This window comes from Aquimarina litoralis (assembly GCF_019295435.1).
Classification (GTDB): Bacteria; Bacteroidota; Bacteroidia; order Flavobacteriales; family Flavobacteriaceae; genus Aquimarina; species Aquimarina litoralis_A.
In genome coordinates this window covers 1-18,293 of sequence record NZ_WEKL01000042.1, presented here as the reverse complement: position 1 = coordinate 18,293, position 18,293 = coordinate 1, and the positions used below count along the sequence as shown (strand labels likewise).

Genomic DNA, 18,293 nt, shown 5'->3' with positions numbered 1-18,293 from the left:
CAAATCATAAAGTATAAAAAAAAGAGGTGAATCGTAAATAACTATTCAACCTCTTTTTTTACATTTGCAAAAATTTATTAAGAATAAATAAAAATAAGATGAAGAAGTTTTGGTTTTTATCAGTGTTTGTTTTTGCACTCATAATGGTAGCATGCTCATCAAGTGATGATGGAGGAGTAACAGTAGATAACTTTGACAGAGAAGCTATGCTAGAAAATCTAGCAGATAATATTATAGTACCTGCATATCAAAACTTTTCTTCTGATATGTCTGCTTTTAAAACAGCAGCATCTAATTTTACAACTACCACGAACGAAACTAATCTTGTTGCTTTAAGAGAAGCTTGGCTTAGTGCTTTTGTTTCATGGCAGTCAATAAGTATGTTCGAGATCGGTATGGCAGAAGCAATATCCTATAGAAATTTTATGAATGTTTATCCTGTAAATACTGCTAATATAGAAAGTAATATTTCTTCAGGAATGTATGATCTTTCTTCTATAAATCTTCAGGATGAGCAAGGATTTGGAGCGGTAGATTATTTGATTAATGGAATTGCAGATTCTGATGCTAATATTGTTGCCGTATTTGCAGATGTTTCGAATGGAGATACTTATAAAAGTTATCTAACGGATATTGTTGATAGAATGGATGCGTTGACATCTCAGGTTGTTACAGATTGGACAACTAATTATAGAGATACTTTTGTAAATAACAGTGGATCTTCAGCAACAAGTTCTGTAGATCGAATAGTAAACGACTTTATCTTTCATTATGAAAAGCATCTTCGAGCTGGAAAAATTGGTATTCCTGCAGGTGTGTTTTCAGGAACTCCATTAGAGGATAGAGTAGAAGGTTTTTACAAGGGAGATATTTCAAAAATGTTGTTTAATGCCAATTTAGATGCATTACAAGATTTTTTTAATGGAGAACATTTTTCTAGTAGTGCTACTGGTCAAAGTCTTAAAACATACTTGGATTTTCTAAATACGATTAAAGAAGGTGAGGATTTGAGCACATTGATTAATAATCAATTTAATGTAGCAAGAACTACGGCTACCAATCTAAGTAACGATTTCTCAGAACAAGTTCGAACAAATAATAGCTTAATGCTTAACACCTATGATGAACTTCAAAAGAATGTGGTTCTGATTAAAGTAGATATGTTACAAGCAATATCGGTGAATGTTGATTTTGTAGATGCGGATGGAGATTAAACTCATTCTCTGAATACCCTATGAATTATCGACTAAGTGAATATTTTAAAAAGAATACGGAGGCTGCACCACTTGCAGTCTTTCGTATTTTTTTTGGTTTGATGATGTTCATTAGTATTATTCGTTTTTGGAGTTATGGATGGATAGAAAAGTTATATGTAAAACCTACTTTTTTCTTTTCATATTATGGTTTCGATTTTGTGAAACCCATTGGTAATTATACCTATCTAGTTTTTATTATATGTGCTATTTCTAGTATCTGTATAACCCTTGGGTTTAAATATAGAATAGCGATCATTGCCTTTTTTTTAAGCTTTACCTATATAGAATTGATGGATAAGACAACTTATCTTAATCATTACTATTTCATAAGTGTTCTTAGCTTCTTGTTGATTTTTTTACCAGCTAATGCTTATTATTCTTTAGATGCTAAAATTAGCCGAATATCTTATCAAAAAATACCCACTTGGACAGTTGATGCTATAAAATTGCTTTTAGGGATTGTGTATTTTTATGCCGGTTTGACCAAACTGAATTCAGACTGGTTGGTAAATGCAATGCCTCTTAAAATATGGTTGCCTTCTAAATACGATATTCCGTTGATTGGAGATCTAATGCAACAAGAATGGGTACATTATGCATTTAGTTATTTTGGTGCTATTTATGATCTCGCTATTCCATTTCTTCTGTTGTATAGAAAAACAAGAGTTGTTGCTTTTGGTTTTGTAGTGTTGTTTCATGTGCTAACCAGAGTGCTTTTCCCAATAGGAATGTTCCCATACATAATGATTGTAGGGGCTACCATCTTTTTTGATGCAAATATTCATCATAAGATAATAAGCTGGATCTCCAAAATATTTGCAGTGAGTAAATCGAATTTGGATAGTGCTAAATCCTTTGTTTATTCCCAAAACATGATGAAAATAATAATCCCAATCTTGGGATTGTTTTTTGTAATCCAGTTACTTTTGCCGTTTCGTTACATGCTATATCCAGGAGAACTGTTTTGGACAGAAGAAGGGTATCGTTTTTCATGGAGAGTAATGTTGATGGAAAAAGCTGGATATGCCAATTTTAAGATTGTAAATAAAGAGACAGGGAAACGATTTTATGTAGATAATGATGATTTTTTAACTCCATTTCAACAAAAACAAATGGCAACACAGCCTGATTTTATTTTGGAGTATGCGCATTATCTCAAAGAACATTTTGAAAGTCAAGGTCATCAGAATGTACAGGTGTTTGTAGAAAGTTATGTAGCGCTTAATGGTAGATTAAGCAGTCAATATATTGATCCAAATGTGGATCTAGGGAAACAAAAAGAGTCATTTAAACATAAAACGTGGATTATTCCATTTAAGGATGAGATTAAGGGATTGTAAAGTAGTTGTGCTTTTTTTATTTAGTGCAGCGGTAGCTTCAGCGCAGTATTCTATTAAAGGAGTTGTAAAAAATCAAGATAATCAACCGGTTCAAGGTGCAGAAGTATATAATAGATCTACTGGAGATCAAACAATTACTAGAGGAGATGGTAGTTTCGAATTTATAGAGGTTGAGGAAGGTATCTGTTATTTGTCTGTTTTTAGTTTTGATTATGAAATTCTAGAACGTCAAATTACTGTTTCGGATAATGTAGAAATCAATTTTGTTTTAAAACCTTTGGGAGAAGAATTATCTGAAGTTGTGGTTACACAACGTAAAGAAAAAGTTTTTGGTCTTAAACAGTTAAAACCCGTAGAAGGAACAGCTATTTATGCTGGTAAAAAGAGCGAAGTAGTGCTACTAAGTAATGTACAAGGTAACTTAGCTTCCAATAATGCAAGACAAATTTATGCACAAGTAGCAGGTCTAAACATCTATGAGAATAGCGTAGGCGGATTGCAATTAAATATAGGGGGAAGAGGGTTAGATCCTAACCGTACAGCAAATTTTAATACCAGACAAAATGGATATGATATCAGTGCTGATGTTCTAGGATATCCAGAAAGTTATTATACACCTCCTGCGGAAGCGTTGCAAGAAATTCAGGTAGTTCGTGGGGCAGCCTCCTTACAATATGGAACACAGTTTGGAGGATTGATTAATTTTAAAATGAAAGAACCTAATCCTAATAAAAAGATAGAGATAGTTTCACGTCAGACCATTGGTTCTTATAATTTGTTTAATAGTTTTAATAGCTTGAGTGGAACAGTTGGGAAGTTTAGCTATTATACTTATTTTAATTATAAGGAAGGAGAAGGTTTTAGACCCAATACTCAATTTGATTCCAGGAATTTTTATAGTCATTTAGGATATCAACTTACTGATAAGACGAAATTAACGGGAGAATTTACCTATCTAAATTATTTAGCGCAACAGCCTGGTGGTCTTTCTGATATTAGATTCGAGGAAGATCCTAGTCAAAGCAATAGAACACGAAATTGGTTTAAAGTAGATTGGAAATTATTTTCTTTACGATTAGATCATAAGTTTTCAGAAAAAACAGATCTAAGTATTAATCTATTTGGATTAGATGCTTCTAGAACAGCTTTAGGTTTTAGAACGAATCGAGTAGATCAGCCAGATCAATTGGATAGTCCTAGAGATCTAATCGAAGGAGAATTTGTGAACTTTGGGGCAGAAGCTAGATTTTTGTCACGCTATAATTTATTGGATCAAGAGTCAATTTTTTTAATTGGAGCAAAATATTACCAAGCGGAGAATGCCGAAAGACAAGGACCAGGATCTAATGGAACAGGTCCGGATTTTGAATTTGTGAATGATGAATTTCCAACGTATCCAATTCAATCAGATTTTGATTATCCTAATCAGAATATAGCTGTTTTTGGAGAAAATATTTTTAAGTTCTCAGATACTTTTTCTATCACACCTGGTTTTAGGTTTGAGTATATAAAAACTGAAGTAGCTGGAGCGTCAAGAACAATTGTTACCGATTTGGCAGGAAATGTGATCAGAGATGAAATTATGCCCGATAATCGAACTTTTGAAAGATCATTTGTTTTGCTTGGTTTAGGGAGTAGTTACAAACCATTTGATGGTTTAGAAATATATGGTAACATTTCAGAAAATTATAGATCTGTTACCTTTTCAGATATTAATATTGTAAATCCTTCTTTTAGAGTAGATCCTGATATTACTGATGAATCTGGATTTACTGCAGATATAGGATTTAGAGGGAAAATAAATAGCTTAGTTTCTTATGATATTGGCTTTTTTGGGTTGTTTTATAATGACAGAATAGGTGTAATTCAACAAGCACAAGATGACGGGAGTGTAAAAAATTTTAGAACCAATGTTGGAGATGCTACTATGTATGGATTAGAATCTTTAGTAGATGTAAACCTAAACAAGTTGTTATTGAAAAATAATGAAACAACAAGTTTTAATTGGTTTTTAAATACTTCTCTAGTTAATTCTAAATATAATAATACCGATAGAGAGGTAGAATTTGTTCCAAATGTAAATATAAAAACAGGATTAAAATTCGGCTGGAAAAACTTGCTTGCATCTATGCAGTATTCATATTTATCAGAGCAGTTTTCAGATGCTGAAAACTCAACAACACCTAGTCCAAGTGGTATTATTGGTACAATACCTGCATATTCTATTGTAGATCTTTCTTTGTCGTATACCTATAAAATGTTTAAACTGGAAACAGGAATTAATAACCTTTTAGATGAAAGTTATTTTACACAAAGAGCTACGGGTTATCCTGGACCAGGAATCATTCCTTCAGAACCGTTAACATGGTATACTACATTACAATTTAAATGGTAATTTATAGTGTATTTAACGTTTGTTTACTTGTATAATTAACTTTTGTTCAATTAACTATTACCAATTTAATGGATACATTTGCTCAAAACCAACATTATGAAGGAGTTTGAAGGATATGACAATATGATGGCAGAATATTATGATTCTGTTCCATCTTTTATTTTGCCACTTGCGAGTTGGGAATTTTATAGTGAGCACAATTGGCGCTTACATAATTATAAAAATGATCTTGATAACTTAAATAAGATCACTAAAAAGTGGGATTTCGAGAATGTATATCATAATGAGTTGGTACACAAAGAATCCGTTATTGTAATTACGAATCCTGATTTACAAATTGTATATGCCACTCGAAATATTGAGAAAATGAGTGGTTATACTCCAGAAGAAGTCATAGGTAATTCACCAAAAATGTTTCAAGGGACACGAACTGACAGGAATATATCTAAAACCATTCGTGCTGCTATCGACAACGAAGAACCGTTTGAAGTTTCCATTGTTAACTATAAAAAAGATAGATCTACGTACTTATGCCATATCAAGGGATATCCGGTACGTGACAAAAAAGGTAGATTAATCAATTATATAGCATTTGAGCAAGCTGCATAGAATTTTCTAGGTATTTTCAATCAGGTTTAACTAGTTTTTATTAGCATTATTCTTTTTGTAATTATACGATATGTTATTATAAAAATGTGAGTTCAAGACAAATATGTTTTGCCCTAAACCCACATTGTTAATAGTGTAAGTTTGGTTATTATATTTTAGTTTATAAATAATCTACTCTTGTTTCAAAGTTTCAGTTTAATGACTAGCTCTTTTAGGATAAGGTGGCCTTTTATATTCTTTTGGTGGATTATTTCTCAACTCTTTTAAAACTACCTCTATAGCTTTTTCCAATTGAGGATCTTTTCCTTTAATCACTTCAGATGGTAATTGATCTACTTCAATATCTGGTGCAACTCCAACATTTTCTACAATGAAGCCATCTTCTGTCCAAATTGCGACATTTGGAGCTGTGACACTAGCAMCATCAATGAATTCTGGAAATCCTAAAACACCGACTAAACCTCCCCAAGTTCGTTTACCTACCATTTGTCCAACTTTGAATTTTCGGAACATCCATGGTAACATATCACCACCAGATCCAGCAGTTTCATCTATGATCATTACTTTAGGACCTTGAATCGAAGCACTTGGTGTTTTTAAATCTTTCCCATACCTAAAATTCCAATGTGATTGATAAGGATTTAGTAATAGATTGATATAATAATCTGCTATTTGACCACCACCATTAAAACGCTCATCAATAATAATAGCTTTTTTATTTGCCTGTGGGAAGAAATATCTTTTAAAATATTCATGCCCAGCTCCTGCAGTGTTTGGGACATATACGTAAGCAACTTGTCCGTTAGTGGCTTCATGCACTTTTTTGAGATTGCCTTCTACCCAATCTCGATTGCGTAATCTATACTCACTGGCAATAGGAGTGACTTTTACTATTCTAGAATCTTTATATGAAGCATTAGGTCCAACAGTTATTTCTGTAATTTTATCGGCAGTATTCTCAAAAACGCTAAAAATATTTGTTGAGCTTTCTAGATTGATCCCATTTACAGCTAATAAATAATCTCCTTCATTCACTAAAATTCCTGGTTCAGTTAAAGGGGATCTTAAATTTGGATTCCAATTTAAACCACCATAAATTTTCTTAAGTCTATATCTGTTGTTCTTTATTTCATAATCTGCACCTAATAGACCTCCAGGAATTTGTTTAGGAGTGTTCAATTTTTCTCCACCACCTTGTAATCTGTGATGTCCTACAGCTAATTCGCTACACATCCATTGTATTACTCTATTCAGGTCATTTCTGCAGGATAAATGTGGTAGAAATTGTTCATACTTCTTTTTCATTCCTTTCCAATCAGAACCATGCATTCCTGGATCGTAAAAATAATCTCTATTAATTCTCCAGGCTTCTTCAAATATGTTTTTCCATTCTTTAGCTGGATTCATTTTTACTTCGATGCCATCGACTTTTAGAATGCCTTTTCCAGCTTTTGGTTTTTTTCCTGTATCTGTGATTCCCCAAGTATCTCTTTTTTGGTAAAGCATTTTTTTACCGTTGGCAGAGATAACATAATCATCTAGATCCATCACCTTAGAATCTTTACGTTCTATTAGATCATACTGATGAAGTGAAGAAGGTGCTGAACGATCTAATGGATTCCAGGAAACATATAAGATTTTACTAGTTTCACCAGAATTTAATCCGTAATAATTACCAGCCCGTATGGGAAGATCAATTATTCTATTTTGAATACCATCTAGATCAATTTTTAATAATTTTTCTGCCTCTTCACTTTCTGATGATTTTTCTTCTTCTTTAGTTTCTTCTTCATCACTTTCTTTGGCAAAAGGAGAAATGATATCTTTTCTAAGTGTAGTTAAGTATATAGAACTAGTAGCGTTCATATCCTGATTGGACTGATCAAACCAGTTTACAACAGGTCCAGCATCTGTAGAAGCAAAGAAATAAATGTAATCTCCACTAGGATCAAAAACGGGATTGGAGGCATTACTCAATCCATCACTGATAGGATATGATTTTGAGTCTTTTAGATGATATAAAAATACCTGCTCAAAGTTGGAATCGATGATCTTTGTATACAACATCCAGTTAGAATCATTCGACCAATCACCAAATAGGTTTCTAAAAGGACCTGGAACATAGTATTCATCATTAGCAATTTTAGAAACTTTTTTAGAAGCAATATCTAATATGTATAAATTTCTTCCATTATCAGAAAAGCTAATTTTTTTACTGTCTGGAGACCAGCTAGTAAAAGCGTAAAATCCAGTTCCGGATATCGTGAATTTTTTAAGCTCTCCTTTACCATCTTGTGATTTGATATGTAATTCATATTCTCCTGAATTATCAGAGAAATAGGCAATATGTTTTCCATCAGGAGACCAGGAAGGATATTTTTCATGACTTCCAGGGCTTTCTGTTAGATTTCTTGGATCTCCTTTACTTTCAGGAACTGTTATCACTTCTCCTCTGTAATCAAAAACAGCTCGTTTTCCTGATGGTGATATATCGGCAGAACGAACATACCGAGAGCCATTTACATATCGTTCTCGTAATTCTAAAAGATCTGTAGCAATTCCTACAGTCAATTTAGTAATTGCTTTTGTACTGATGTCATAAGTATGAAGGTAGCCAGCATGTTCAAAAATAATTTTGTTATCTCCTAAATCTGCATTAATAATAGGAAATTTGTCGAATTGAGTAAGCTGTTCGATTGTTTTTGAAGCTACTTGATAAGAAAACAAGTTAAATTCTCCATTACGATCACTTAAAAAGTATACCTTACCATTGATCCACATAGGTTGTACATCATTGCTTCCTCCTTTTGGCTGTGGGATTTTAACAATTGATTTATCATTAAATGAGAATAACCAAATATTAGCGGTAGTACCTCCTCTGTAATTTTTCCATTGCTGAAAACGTTCTCTGATAGGGGTATATGCCATATATTTTCCATCAGGCGAATAGGTGGCATGCCAAGCATTCGGTATTTCTAGTTCTGTAGGAAAACCTCCAGCAACCGGAACTGTATAAAGTTTAGAATATCGATTGGTATGAATAGCTCTTTGTGAATTAAATAGCACAGCATTACCATCAGGAGAAAAACCTAAAGTAGTATCCCTCATAGGATGCCAGGTAAGTCTTTTAGGAATACCTCCTTCTACAGGAATGATAAAAACATCCACATTTCCATCATATTCTGCATTGAAAGCAATGTGCTTACCATCAGGTGAAAAAACTGGATTGGATTCTATTCCTTTATCTATGGTTAATCTACGTGGTTGAGAGCCATCAGAATTTGCAATCCATAGATCTTCCGCATAAATAAATGCGATATGTGATTGACTAATTGCTGGTGTATGCAACATTCTTGTATCCTTAGGATCTGTGGCATAAGATTTAAAAGAATACAGAATTGCTAAAAAGAATACTGTGTAAAAGATTGAATTTAATTGTTTCATAAGCTTTATGATTGATGATAATTTATGTGATTTGTATGTACAATTGCTGAATTTAAGTTTTTATATGTTGGATTTTGTTAATCAAATTTTAAAATAATTAACGGTATATGCCTTTTAAAATGAATGGGGAATAAAAGTATATGATCCTAGCGTTCTTATATACAGATTTTTTTACCAATAAAAATAGTTTTAATGAAACTATAAATTCCGCAAACTGTTGTTTGTTAGTTTGTTAATCTGTTGTTAAAGCTATTTTACTGCTGTAACAATCCCTGATTTAGGTTCGTCTTATTAGCATAAATCATTAAAAAACGAATAGAATGAAAAAATTAAATGTTATGCTGTTAGCAGTTGCTTTTGCAATCAGTAGTGTTGCAAGTGCCAGTACAAAACCAACAAAATCTGAAACAGGTTTTACTAATGAAATTAAAGAATTATTAGAAAATCCTTCGTTTAAGGTTGAAGATGAAATTGAAGCTAGTGTTACTTTTACCTTAAATAATAAAGGTGAGATCGTAGTGCTTTCTGTAGATTCAGATAGTAATATGGTTGAAGGTTTTATCAAAAAAAGATTAAACTATCAAAAATTAGAGACAAAGCCAGCTACAGGTATTAAGTTTTATACGATGCCAGTGAGAGTAGTGGCTTCTTAAAAGTTACATATGTGAAAAATAAAAATCCCGGATTCATCACCCGGGATTTTTTATTTCCCAGTAATATAATTAATACTTACAGTTGCCAAATCTGAATTAGGAAATTTAGAAAAATAATCCTGATTACTTTTCAGTCCAACTTCGTTTATAATTTTAAGAAAAGAGCTGATTTCTAAAATATATTGATCCGAGAACCCATGAGTTGCATCATACGCTGTAGCAGCTGTACTTCCTATATGTTGCGCAGTAATTTCTGGAGGAATGGTATGTAGTTCAATTACAATGAGTCCAAATTTTGCAATATGAGGTTCCCATTTTTTGAAATGATCTTTTAAATTTCTTTCCACATCATTATTAGACAGTAGTTTTCCTCTATAAGCAAATGCTCCAGATGAACTACTTGGAGCATCTAATGAGGTGTTGGGTTCACTCCAGATTCTATTGTGATCTAAGAAAGTTCTAACCGACAAAAGATCTTTGAGTGCTATATTGTAATTTTCTTTTAAATCTTTTTCTAACAGATCGGGATCACTGATATCACCCCAAATTACTTTTGCCCATATATCTGCTTGTATCAAGTTAGCTCTTGTAACTTTTAATGCGGCTTTGTTATAATCAGCACCTACTAAAAATAGAGGATGATCATCCAAGTGTTTTCCTCTCAATGTTTTGGTAGCAATGATATCAAAAAGATGAATTAGAAAAGCACCATTACCACAACCCATATCCAAAATTCCCTTTGGTTGCTCATCTAAAGGTTTATTAAATAAACGGATAATAATTTCATCAATCTTTTTAAAATAAGTAGAGTGCGCGCCACCACTTCCCCAAACATTCATTTCACGATCTACATGAGTTTCGTCAGTGTCTTTTTCCATGTTCCATAAAATGTTTGGATCGCCAATCAAAAGTTCATCCATTCGTCTAAACATAGGAATGTAAGAAACAGTTACGCCATATGCGGTGGCTCTTTTTGCGAAAAATAATCCTTTGCTGGTAAAAGTGTAGTTCTCGTTATTCTTGCTAAACCATCCTAAATGGGCTAAAAAACTAAGAATAGTATCGAAACTTTCTGGAAACTTATGGTATTCATCAGCACTAAATGATGCTTCCATAAAATATTTATGAAACATACCACCCATACCTAAATGAACAATGGTAGGTCCTACCAAAATGCCTTCAATATGTTTTAAAATCTGTGATTGTATTGTTTTGGTGCGGCTATCTTTAGAAAAAGTGATATCAAAAGAGTTTTGATATTGATGAAATAATTTCTCTAATTTTCGAAAAGGCTCTAGCTCAAATTTTCGATGATGAAACTTACCAGAATATTCCAAAAGATCTACAACGCCTTCATATAAATGAAAATGATCAAATGCTATTTTCGTATTCTCATTAACAGTAACAACTGGAATGTCATCTGCTATTTTGTAATCTAACCATCCTTGAGATGATAGCATTCTTAAAGCAACGTTGATGTATCCGGAATTGCCTTTGAAATGTTCTGAGATTTCTGATACAGAAACTTCTGAATGATTACTAACATAATCCGTGATTCCATTTTTTAGAAGTGAATAGGCTACTGGAGCAATGGCAATTCCATCTAAATGTCTAAACAATTCTTCTCGGAATGTTTGTTTTTCCTGTTTTGTGAGCATAAATATTTAATTGGTATGGTTGAGTACATTGATAATATCGAGACATACAAATTAAGCATTTATTTTATAAGAAGAAACTTATCTTTTCTTGTTAGGAGAATGTGGTCCGGATTTTTTTTCGGGCATTGGGCCTCTTAAATGAATGATCAATCCATTGAGGAAGTTACGTAGAATCTGATCACCACATTCCATATATTTAGGATGATTTTCATTCCTGAAAATAGCACCTAGCTCACTTTTAGTAACTTTAAAATCAACCAAAGCACAAATTTTTACGATTTCATCATCACGTAATTTATGAGCTACTCGTAATTTCTTGAAAATGTCATTGTTTGTCAAACCCATGGCGCAAAGGTACTTTTTTAATTGACTTCAAGAAAAATATCCTTTATGTTTCATAACAAATATGATTATAAGATATTTGTACCCTTAAAATTTAGAAAAGAATATGTATACTAAGGAGGAGAAATTGAGCTTGTTATCTGAAATGATTGAATTTGCAAAAGCAGATAAAGAAATTAAAGATGAAGAATATAATTTTATTTTGGCGGTAGCCTCACAATTGGATGTTACAGAAGAAGAAATTGGATATTTGGTAAGAAATAATGCAAAGAAAAAGAACTTACAGCCAGAATCGCAACGAATACTTCAGTTTCATAGATTAGTATTATTGATGAATGTGGATCAGGAAACTAGTCCTACAGAAATAGATAAGATAAGAGAAATGGGATTGCATATGGGACTACGACCAGAAGCAATAGATACTGTTTTAAAAGAAATGCACAAATATCCCAATAAAGTGATCCCTCCAAATGAGCTGATTGCTATTTTTACAAGATTCTATAATTAGAAAAAAGTAATCTCAACCTTTATAAGGAACCTTCAGATGAAAGTCTGGAGGTTTTTTTATGTGTTTTTGTCATATCAGAACAAGATAAGGTGTCAATATGACAGTTTTTAATATAACGAAAATGACAAAATGACATAAAAATTACAATGGAACTCAAATTGCTATATACTAATTGAATTTAAATCTAGAATAACTTAAAAAATAAAATACAATGAGTTTAATAAAAAGAGCAGACAGATTACCATTTATTTTTGATGACATTTTTAATACAGATTGGTTTGGAGGAAGTATCAACGAGCACAAAATTGGGTTCAATACTCCAGCAGTTAATGTAAAAGAAAGTGATAACGAATTTGTTATCGAATTAGCAGCACCAGGATTGGTGAAAGAAGATTTTAATATAGAACTAGATAATGATGTATTAACGATTTCTTCAGAAAGAAAAAATGAGACTAAAGAAGAAAAAGATAATTACACGAGAAAAGAATTTAGTTATAGCACATTTAAGAGATCATTTAATTTACCTGATACCGTAAATGTAACTGATATCTTAGCTTCTTATGATAATGGAGTATTATTGGTAACACTCCCTAAAAAAGAAGAAGCAAAAGTACAGCCGAAGCGCTCAATAGAAATTTCATAAGTTGTGAGACTTAAGTTAGTTAGTTAATGTTACGTAAAACGCCCTCCATTTTGAGGGCGTTTTTGGTATTTTATAAACTATTACCGTAATAACAATCTTTTGATAATGCTTTAGAATAACTTATTTTGTCCTCTAAATCCATGATAAGATAAATTTCTTTTTTTAGTTTGATTTCAATTCTATTTTGTTTCCAATAGACTTTGATATCTTTTGATTTCAAATTTTTAATGTAACTGAACTTGTTCGCATAATCAGTAGTTAGCGGAGGAGCATTTCCATTTTTGGTAGCCTCTTGCGGACTTATAGTTATAGATTCAGGATCTACTACAGAACAAAGAAATCCGTCAAAATCGATTCCTTGCTTATCTTTGTTTAATACATATACCCAAACCGAATATTCATCTTCTTCTATCATTAGGGTTCTACCAGAAATAGGATCTGTAGAAGTAATAAATATGCCTTCTACATTAGACACTATTTTAGTTTTGGGTTCACCAATGGCAAAAACACTGGTAAATAGGGATAGTAAAATTAGTTTCATTAGGGGTGTTTTATGTTAATACTAATTTATATACAGTCTATTAGCTGTAATTTTAATACTAAGCCCTAAAATTTAATGATATAGTTTTGGTTTCGAAGAGTTACTGAAACCTGTATGATTTGTGAACTACTAAATTAGTAAATTAATCAGTAAGTTGTATGTCTTATATGTATATAATTTTGTGAGATTTCCCCGTAATTTATTGAAAGAAAAATCTTATAGATAACTAAAAATCAAACCTATATTGATAAGTTGATTTTGTTGTTTTTTTGCTCTTTTTTGCAAAGCAAATAGTAAGCAACTAGCAAGTTAGGTACCCAACATAACCAAGCAACAATTTTATAGGCAATTATAAAATCACCAAATGAAATAGTAAGAATTGGTAACCAAATTCTTAAAGTAACGGCGGCAAAACAAGCTCCAAAACTAAAATACATTAGCTTTTCATGCTTTTGGACAGCTCCTTTTCGAATGTGTGCATATCCAAAATAAGTAGTCATTGTCCATATGATTCCCAAGCTGATAAAACCTAAAGAAGCAATCAAACCTCCGGTAGCAAAAAAGCCAATATATATTCCGGCACATCCACTGATCAACGCAGAGATTACATAGATTTTACCAAAAATTTTATGCAATTTAATGTTGGTAGCTCTTATTTTTTCACTGAATTGTATCCATCCAATTAGTAATGAGATCCCACCTAAAATAATATGAAGATAAAAGGCAATATTCCATATGTTATCTAATAAAAGTTCTGTGCTTTTAGTACTAAGCAAGCCAAATTCGCGATTTACAAAAAAGTAAGCAAAAGGGTATAAGCCGATTAGAATACAGCATATGATGAATAAAATTTTAATACCTCTTTGCATATTAAACCAAACTGAGTTTTATCGCACTTTCGGCACACGCTAAAATAGCTTCTTTTACTGGAATTGGTTTCCAATCTAAAAGTTTTATAGCTTTATTATTACTTACTTTACGTTCTGTACCTAAGTCAATTAAGATAGGTTTAATAGTTTTGTCAATATTAGAAAATAAACGAACTGCAAAATCCGGCAAAGTAAATTTTGGTACTTTTTTATTAGGATAATTTTCTCTTAAGATATTGGCTACTTCTTTAAAAGTCACGTAGCCTGCAGAGCATACAAATCTTTCGCCTGCAGCTTCAGGAGCTTCTAATGCTTTGATATGTAAATCAGCAACAGATCGAACATCTACCATATCGAAACCTATTCTCGGAATAGCAGGAGAACTACCGTCCAAAGCTTTAATGACTATATTGGCAGAAGTTCCAAAATCCTTTTCTAATATAGGTCCTAATATTGCTCCAGGACATACTGTTGTTAATTCTAAACCGCTAGTATCATTTTTTATGAAATCCCAAGCTGCTTTTTCAGCAATGGTTTTACTTCTAAAATAAGGCGTAGAATCTAATGTATTGCTGATATCCGTCCAGTTATTTTCATCAAATATATTTTTTCTGTCAGACTTATCCTTTCCATAGATAATAGCTCCTGATGATGATGTTAAAACAACTCTCCTTAATCCATGCTTTGAGGCTGCTTTTAAAATATGTAAGGTTCCATTCTTTGCAGGAAGAATAAGATCATTTTCATTTTTAGGTAACTCTCTTGGGAAAGGAGATGCAATGTGAATGATATCTTGTACTTCGCTAATCAGGTCATTCCATACTTCTTCATCTAACAAATCTGCCTCAGCGAATTCTAAATTATCAATATGAGTAGTTTTTTGGGCTATAACTTCTCTAATTTCAGAGGCACGTTCTAAATTTCTTAAGGTACCTAATACTTTATAACCTCTATTTAATAATTGTATAGCTGTATGTGATCCTAAAAATCCAGTAACTCCTGTTAACAATACTTTTTTAGTGTTCATTTTGAATGTTTTTTATAAAATTAGAGGTCTAACCATTTTTTAAAATTCGAGGTTCTTTCTCTAGAAACAATAATTTGTTCATCTTCCTGAGGTTTCAATTTTAAAAGTAGTCTACTATTAAAGTAGCTGTGAATTTCTATGACAGATTTTACAGAAACCATAAATTTTCGATTGATTCTAAAAAAATGTACAGGATCCAAGATTTCTTCTAATTGATCTATGGAATATTCGATGGGGTATTGTTGTCCTGTATGAGAATGCAAAAAAATCAGTCCTTCATTTGATTTAAAGTAAGCAATGTCTTCTACACTAAAAGTGTTGAACTGATTGCCGACCTTTATCATAAATCGCTTTTTGTATTCTTTATTAAATAGATTTTTGATGGTTGCTAGTTTTTGCTCATCAAAAATGGTTTCATTAGAAGATTTTGTTTTTCGATATTTATTTAATGCATTACCGAGATCGTTTTTATCAATAGGCTTTAATAAATAATCCAATCCATTGTATTTAAACCCTCTAATAGCGTATTCGTTATAAGCAGTAGTAAAAATAACTGGTGGATGATCTTCTAACATATCCAAAATATCAAAACCATATCCATCATTTAGTTGGATATCCAGAAATATCAAATCTGGTATTGGATTATTATCAAACCATTGTCGTCCATTCTCTACAGAAGTAATCTGCCCAATAATTTTAATTTCTGGAGCCAGTTCTTCTATTAAAGATGCCAATCGTTTGGAGGCAAAATTTTCATCTTCTACAATTACAGCTGTCATCTTAGGATACTTTTACAATAGATACTTCTTTTATGTCTTTGGGTAGTAATGGAATGGTTACTTTAAAGTACCCATTTTGAGTTTCTATATTTACGTTTTGATTTGTATAGAAAGAATATCTTTTTTCTATGTTTTTTAAACCTAATTTTGTGGATTCTTCTTTTCGCTTTCTAACATGTAGATTATTCTGAACAACCAAACTAGAATTCTCAACAGAAATGATACTTATTTCTAAAGGCTTTTCCTTGGAATAGTAATTATGTTTTAATGCATTCTCTACTAACATTTGTAACGAAAGTGTGGGAATTACAAAATCCTTTGGATTTACAGAGATATGCGTTGTAATGCTAAGAGCTCCTTCATGTCTTACATTCATCATAAATATAAAAGAGTCCAAAAAACTAAGTTCTTTCTCTAAACTTACCAGATCTTCTTCGCGATTATCCAAAATATAGCGATAACAAGTAGCTAATCTGGAAACAAAATCAGAGGCTAAATCTCTATCTTCATACATCAAAGAAGTTAAGGTATTTAGGCTGTTAAATAAGAAATGTGGACTAATTTGATTCTTTAGAGATTTATATTTAGAGGTCATAATTTCTTTCTGCATATCATTCATTTTATTTTCCATTTCCTTTTTCTGTTGTAAAGAATGATAAAAGAGGTTGAAGATAATGAGAGCAAACCCTAGAATGGCAGCTCTGAAAAAGTCAATTCTAAATCGTAACCATGGATCATCAGCATCGATTTGACAAATCTGATCAAACTGAAAAATGGCTAAATAATATACCAGCGCAGAAACGGGAAGACATATAGCAAGATTAACAACTAATATTTGTATTCCTTGTTTAAAATCAAGTCCTCCACCATTTTTGGATTGTTGTCTTCTTACTAACCAATCATTGCTTTCCCAGGCAAGCATAAATAGAAAAAAAGCACTACAATAATAGAATACGCCTGGCGCATCAAAAATGGAATCTTTTTCATCATGAACGATCGTAAGCTTTATTAAAAAGTATATCACATTGATGATAAGAAAGCGTATTCCTAATTTCTTTATAGTAGTTGTTTTGAGCATATAAAATGTAATAGTATGGTTAAAGATACATAACAAAGGATCAATTACGGGATCAGTTTTCATCGAATTGTCAAAAAACAGTCTGAATTGTCGTAAACATCATTTTACCTGAAAAATCGCGTAAATATTCCTGAGAAATGACTTCAAAGTGGGTTTTACACACTTCAAAAGTAAAAATAACGACTCTTCGATTTTGGTTTTGGTCATTGCAATGAAGTTAGCAGATTTGAGTAAAATCAAAAAGGACTATGAGATAGGCTATAACTAGTAGCAAATTCTGTCTGACAATTAAAAAAATAGAAATCGATGAAAAAATTAATGTTATTGTATACATTTTTATGTATTTCCTTCCTCAGTGCGCAAACAGGAACTATTAAAGGGCTTGTAGTTGATAAACAATCCGAAACACCATTAATAGGAGCTACTGTAGAATTATTAAATACATCAGAAACTAAAGGTGTTATTACAGACCTAGATGGGTATTTCACATTAGAAAATGTACCACTAGGAAGGCAAATAATTAGAGTGAGCTATATCGGTTTTGAGTCTATTACATTACCTAATATTGTAGTAACCTCAGGTAAAGATGCTGTGGTAAATGTTTCGTTAACAGAAGCCTTTGATAGCTTAGATGAAGTTATTATTACTTCGGATACAAATAAGTCAAGAGCAATTAATAAACTTACTTCGGTATCTGCCAGGCAATTCAGTTTAGAAGAAGTAACACGTTTTTCAGGCGGTAGAAGTGATGTCGGTAGGTTAGCGGCAAATTTTGCGGGAGTTTCAGCGCCAGATGATAGCAGGAATGATGTGGTGATTCGGGGAAATTCGCCAACGGGATTACTATGGAGATTAGAAGGAGTACCTATTCCTAGTCCAAATCACTATAGTACATTAGGTACTACTGGCGGACCTGTATCTGCCTTAAATCCTAATTTGCTAAAAAACTCTGATTTTATAACGTCTGCTTTTCCTTCAGAATATGGAAATGCAATTGGAGGTGTGTTCGATCTTGGTTTTAGAAAAGGAAATAAAGATGATTACGAATATACAGGACAAGTTGGAATCTTCACTGGAATTGAAGCAATGGCAGAAGGACCTTTAGGAAAAAACAATGGTTCTTTTTTAGTGGCAGGAAGATATTCACTAGT

16 protein-coding genes are annotated in these 18,293 nt (G+C 32.2%); 8 read left to right on the top strand and 8 right to left on the bottom strand.

Going from position 1 to position 18,293, the window contains the following annotated elements:
• The first annotated feature begins 98 nt into the window (after positions 1 to 98).
• From GBO31_RS18260 to GBO31_RS18245, 4 genes are all read left to right on the top strand, one after another.
• On the top strand, positions 99 to 1,214 hold the full coding sequence (locus tag GBO31_RS18260; RefSeq protein WP_219009908.1) for an imelysin family protein: 1,116 nt from the start codon (positions 99 to 101) through the stop codon (positions 1,212 to 1,214).
• A gap of 20 nt (positions 1,215 to 1,234) precedes the next feature.
• The gene (locus tag GBO31_RS18255) at positions 1,235 to 2,596 is read left to right on the top strand and encodes an HTTM domain-containing protein (RefSeq protein WP_219009907.1); all 1,362 of its coding nucleotides are present in this window, start codon (positions 1,235 to 1,237) and stop codon (positions 2,594 to 2,596) included.
• Positions 2,577 to 4,991, top strand: coding sequence for a TonB-dependent receptor domain-containing protein (locus GBO31_RS18250; protein WP_219009906.1), 2,415 nt, complete (start codon positions 2,577 to 2,579; stop codon positions 4,989 to 4,991). The genes GBO31_RS18255 and GBO31_RS18250 overlap by 20 nt, the downstream gene beginning before the upstream one ends.
• A gap of 96 nt (positions 4,992 to 5,087) precedes the next feature.
• Entirely contained in the window at positions 5,088 to 5,600 is a 513-nt protein-coding gene (locus GBO31_RS18245) for a PAS domain-containing protein (RefSeq protein ID WP_219009905.1), read from the top strand.
• 195 nt (positions 5,601 to 5,795) lie between these two features.
• Here GBO31_RS18245 and GBO31_RS18240 read toward each other — a convergent pair whose 3' ends face one another.
• Positions 5,796 to 9,044, bottom strand: a complete 3,249-nt coding sequence (locus GBO31_RS18240; protein WP_219009904.1) for a S41 family peptidase — start codon at positions 9,042 to 9,044, stop codon at positions 5,796 to 5,798.
• 320 nt (positions 9,045 to 9,364) lie between these two features.
• On the opposite strand from GBO31_RS18240, the gene GBO31_RS18235 reads away from it, so the two are divergent.
• Positions 9,365 to 9,697, top strand: a complete 333-nt coding sequence (locus GBO31_RS18235) for a hypothetical protein (RefSeq protein WP_219009903.1) — start codon at positions 9,365 to 9,367, stop codon at positions 9,695 to 9,697.
• Between the two features lie 50 nt (positions 9,698 to 9,747).
• Here GBO31_RS18235 and GBO31_RS18230 read toward each other — a convergent pair whose 3' ends face one another.
• Positions 9,748 to 11,355 carry a class I SAM-dependent methyltransferase gene (locus GBO31_RS18230; RefSeq protein ID WP_219009902.1) on the bottom strand — a complete coding sequence of 536 codons (1,608 nt, stop codon included), beginning with the start codon at positions 11,353 to 11,355 and terminating at the stop codon, positions 9,748 to 9,750.
• 78 nt (positions 11,356 to 11,433) lie between these two features.
• Positions 11,434 to 11,700, bottom strand: coding sequence for a DUF1456 family protein (locus GBO31_RS18225; protein WP_219009901.1), 267 nt, complete (start codon positions 11,698 to 11,700; stop codon positions 11,434 to 11,436).
• A gap of 103 nt (positions 11,701 to 11,803) precedes the next feature.
• Between GBO31_RS18225 and GBO31_RS18220 the strand changes: the two genes are divergently transcribed.
• A complete protein-coding gene (locus GBO31_RS18220) occupies positions 11,804 to 12,205 on the top strand; it encodes a TerB family tellurite resistance protein (protein ID WP_219009900.1) in 402 nt (133 codons plus the stop codon).
• Between the two features lie 211 nt (positions 12,206 to 12,416).
• Positions 12,417 to 12,848 carry an Hsp20/alpha crystallin family protein gene (locus GBO31_RS18215; protein ID WP_219009899.1) on the top strand — a complete coding sequence of 144 codons (432 nt, stop codon included), beginning with the start codon at positions 12,417 to 12,419 and terminating at the stop codon, positions 12,846 to 12,848.
• Between the two features lie 70 nt (positions 12,849 to 12,918).
• On the opposite strand, the gene GBO31_RS18210 is transcribed toward GBO31_RS18215, so the two are convergent.
• The 5 genes from GBO31_RS18210 to GBO31_RS18190 all read right to left on the bottom strand — a co-directional run bounded on the left by GBO31_RS18210 (position 12,919) and on the right by GBO31_RS18190 (position 17,205).
• Complete coding sequence (locus tag GBO31_RS18210; RefSeq protein ID WP_219009898.1) at positions 12,919 to 13,389, bottom strand: hypothetical protein; 471 nt, start codon at positions 13,387 to 13,389, stop codon at positions 12,919 to 12,921.
• Between the two features lie 239 nt (positions 13,390 to 13,628).
• Positions 13,629 to 14,165 (bottom strand): DUF2306 domain-containing protein, encoded by a 537-nt coding sequence (locus GBO31_RS18205; RefSeq protein WP_246615915.1) that lies wholly within the window; start codon positions 14,163 to 14,165, stop codon positions 13,629 to 13,631.
• Between the two features lie 94 nt (positions 14,166 to 14,259).
• Positions 14,260 to 15,285: an SDR family oxidoreductase gene (locus tag GBO31_RS18200; protein ID WP_219009896.1), complete on the bottom strand. Its 1,026-nt coding sequence runs from the start codon at positions 15,283 to 15,285 to the stop codon at positions 14,260 to 14,262.
• 20 nt (positions 15,286 to 15,305) lie between these two features.
• Entirely contained in the window at positions 15,306 to 16,064 is a 759-nt protein-coding gene (locus GBO31_RS18195; RefSeq protein WP_219009895.1) for a LytR/AlgR family response regulator transcription factor, read from the bottom strand.
• Between the two features lies 1 nt (position 16,065).
• Positions 16,066 to 17,205, bottom strand: coding sequence for a sensor histidine kinase (locus tag GBO31_RS18190; RefSeq protein ID WP_219009894.1), 1,140 nt, complete (start codon positions 17,203 to 17,205; stop codon positions 16,066 to 16,068).
• Positions 17,206 to 17,448: 243 nt separating this feature from the next.
• Here GBO31_RS18190 and GBO31_RS18185 point away from each other — a divergent pair.
• Positions 17,449 to 18,293: TonB-dependent receptor (locus tag GBO31_RS18185; RefSeq protein WP_219009893.1), on the top strand; the 845-nt coding region annotated here is incomplete at its 3' end.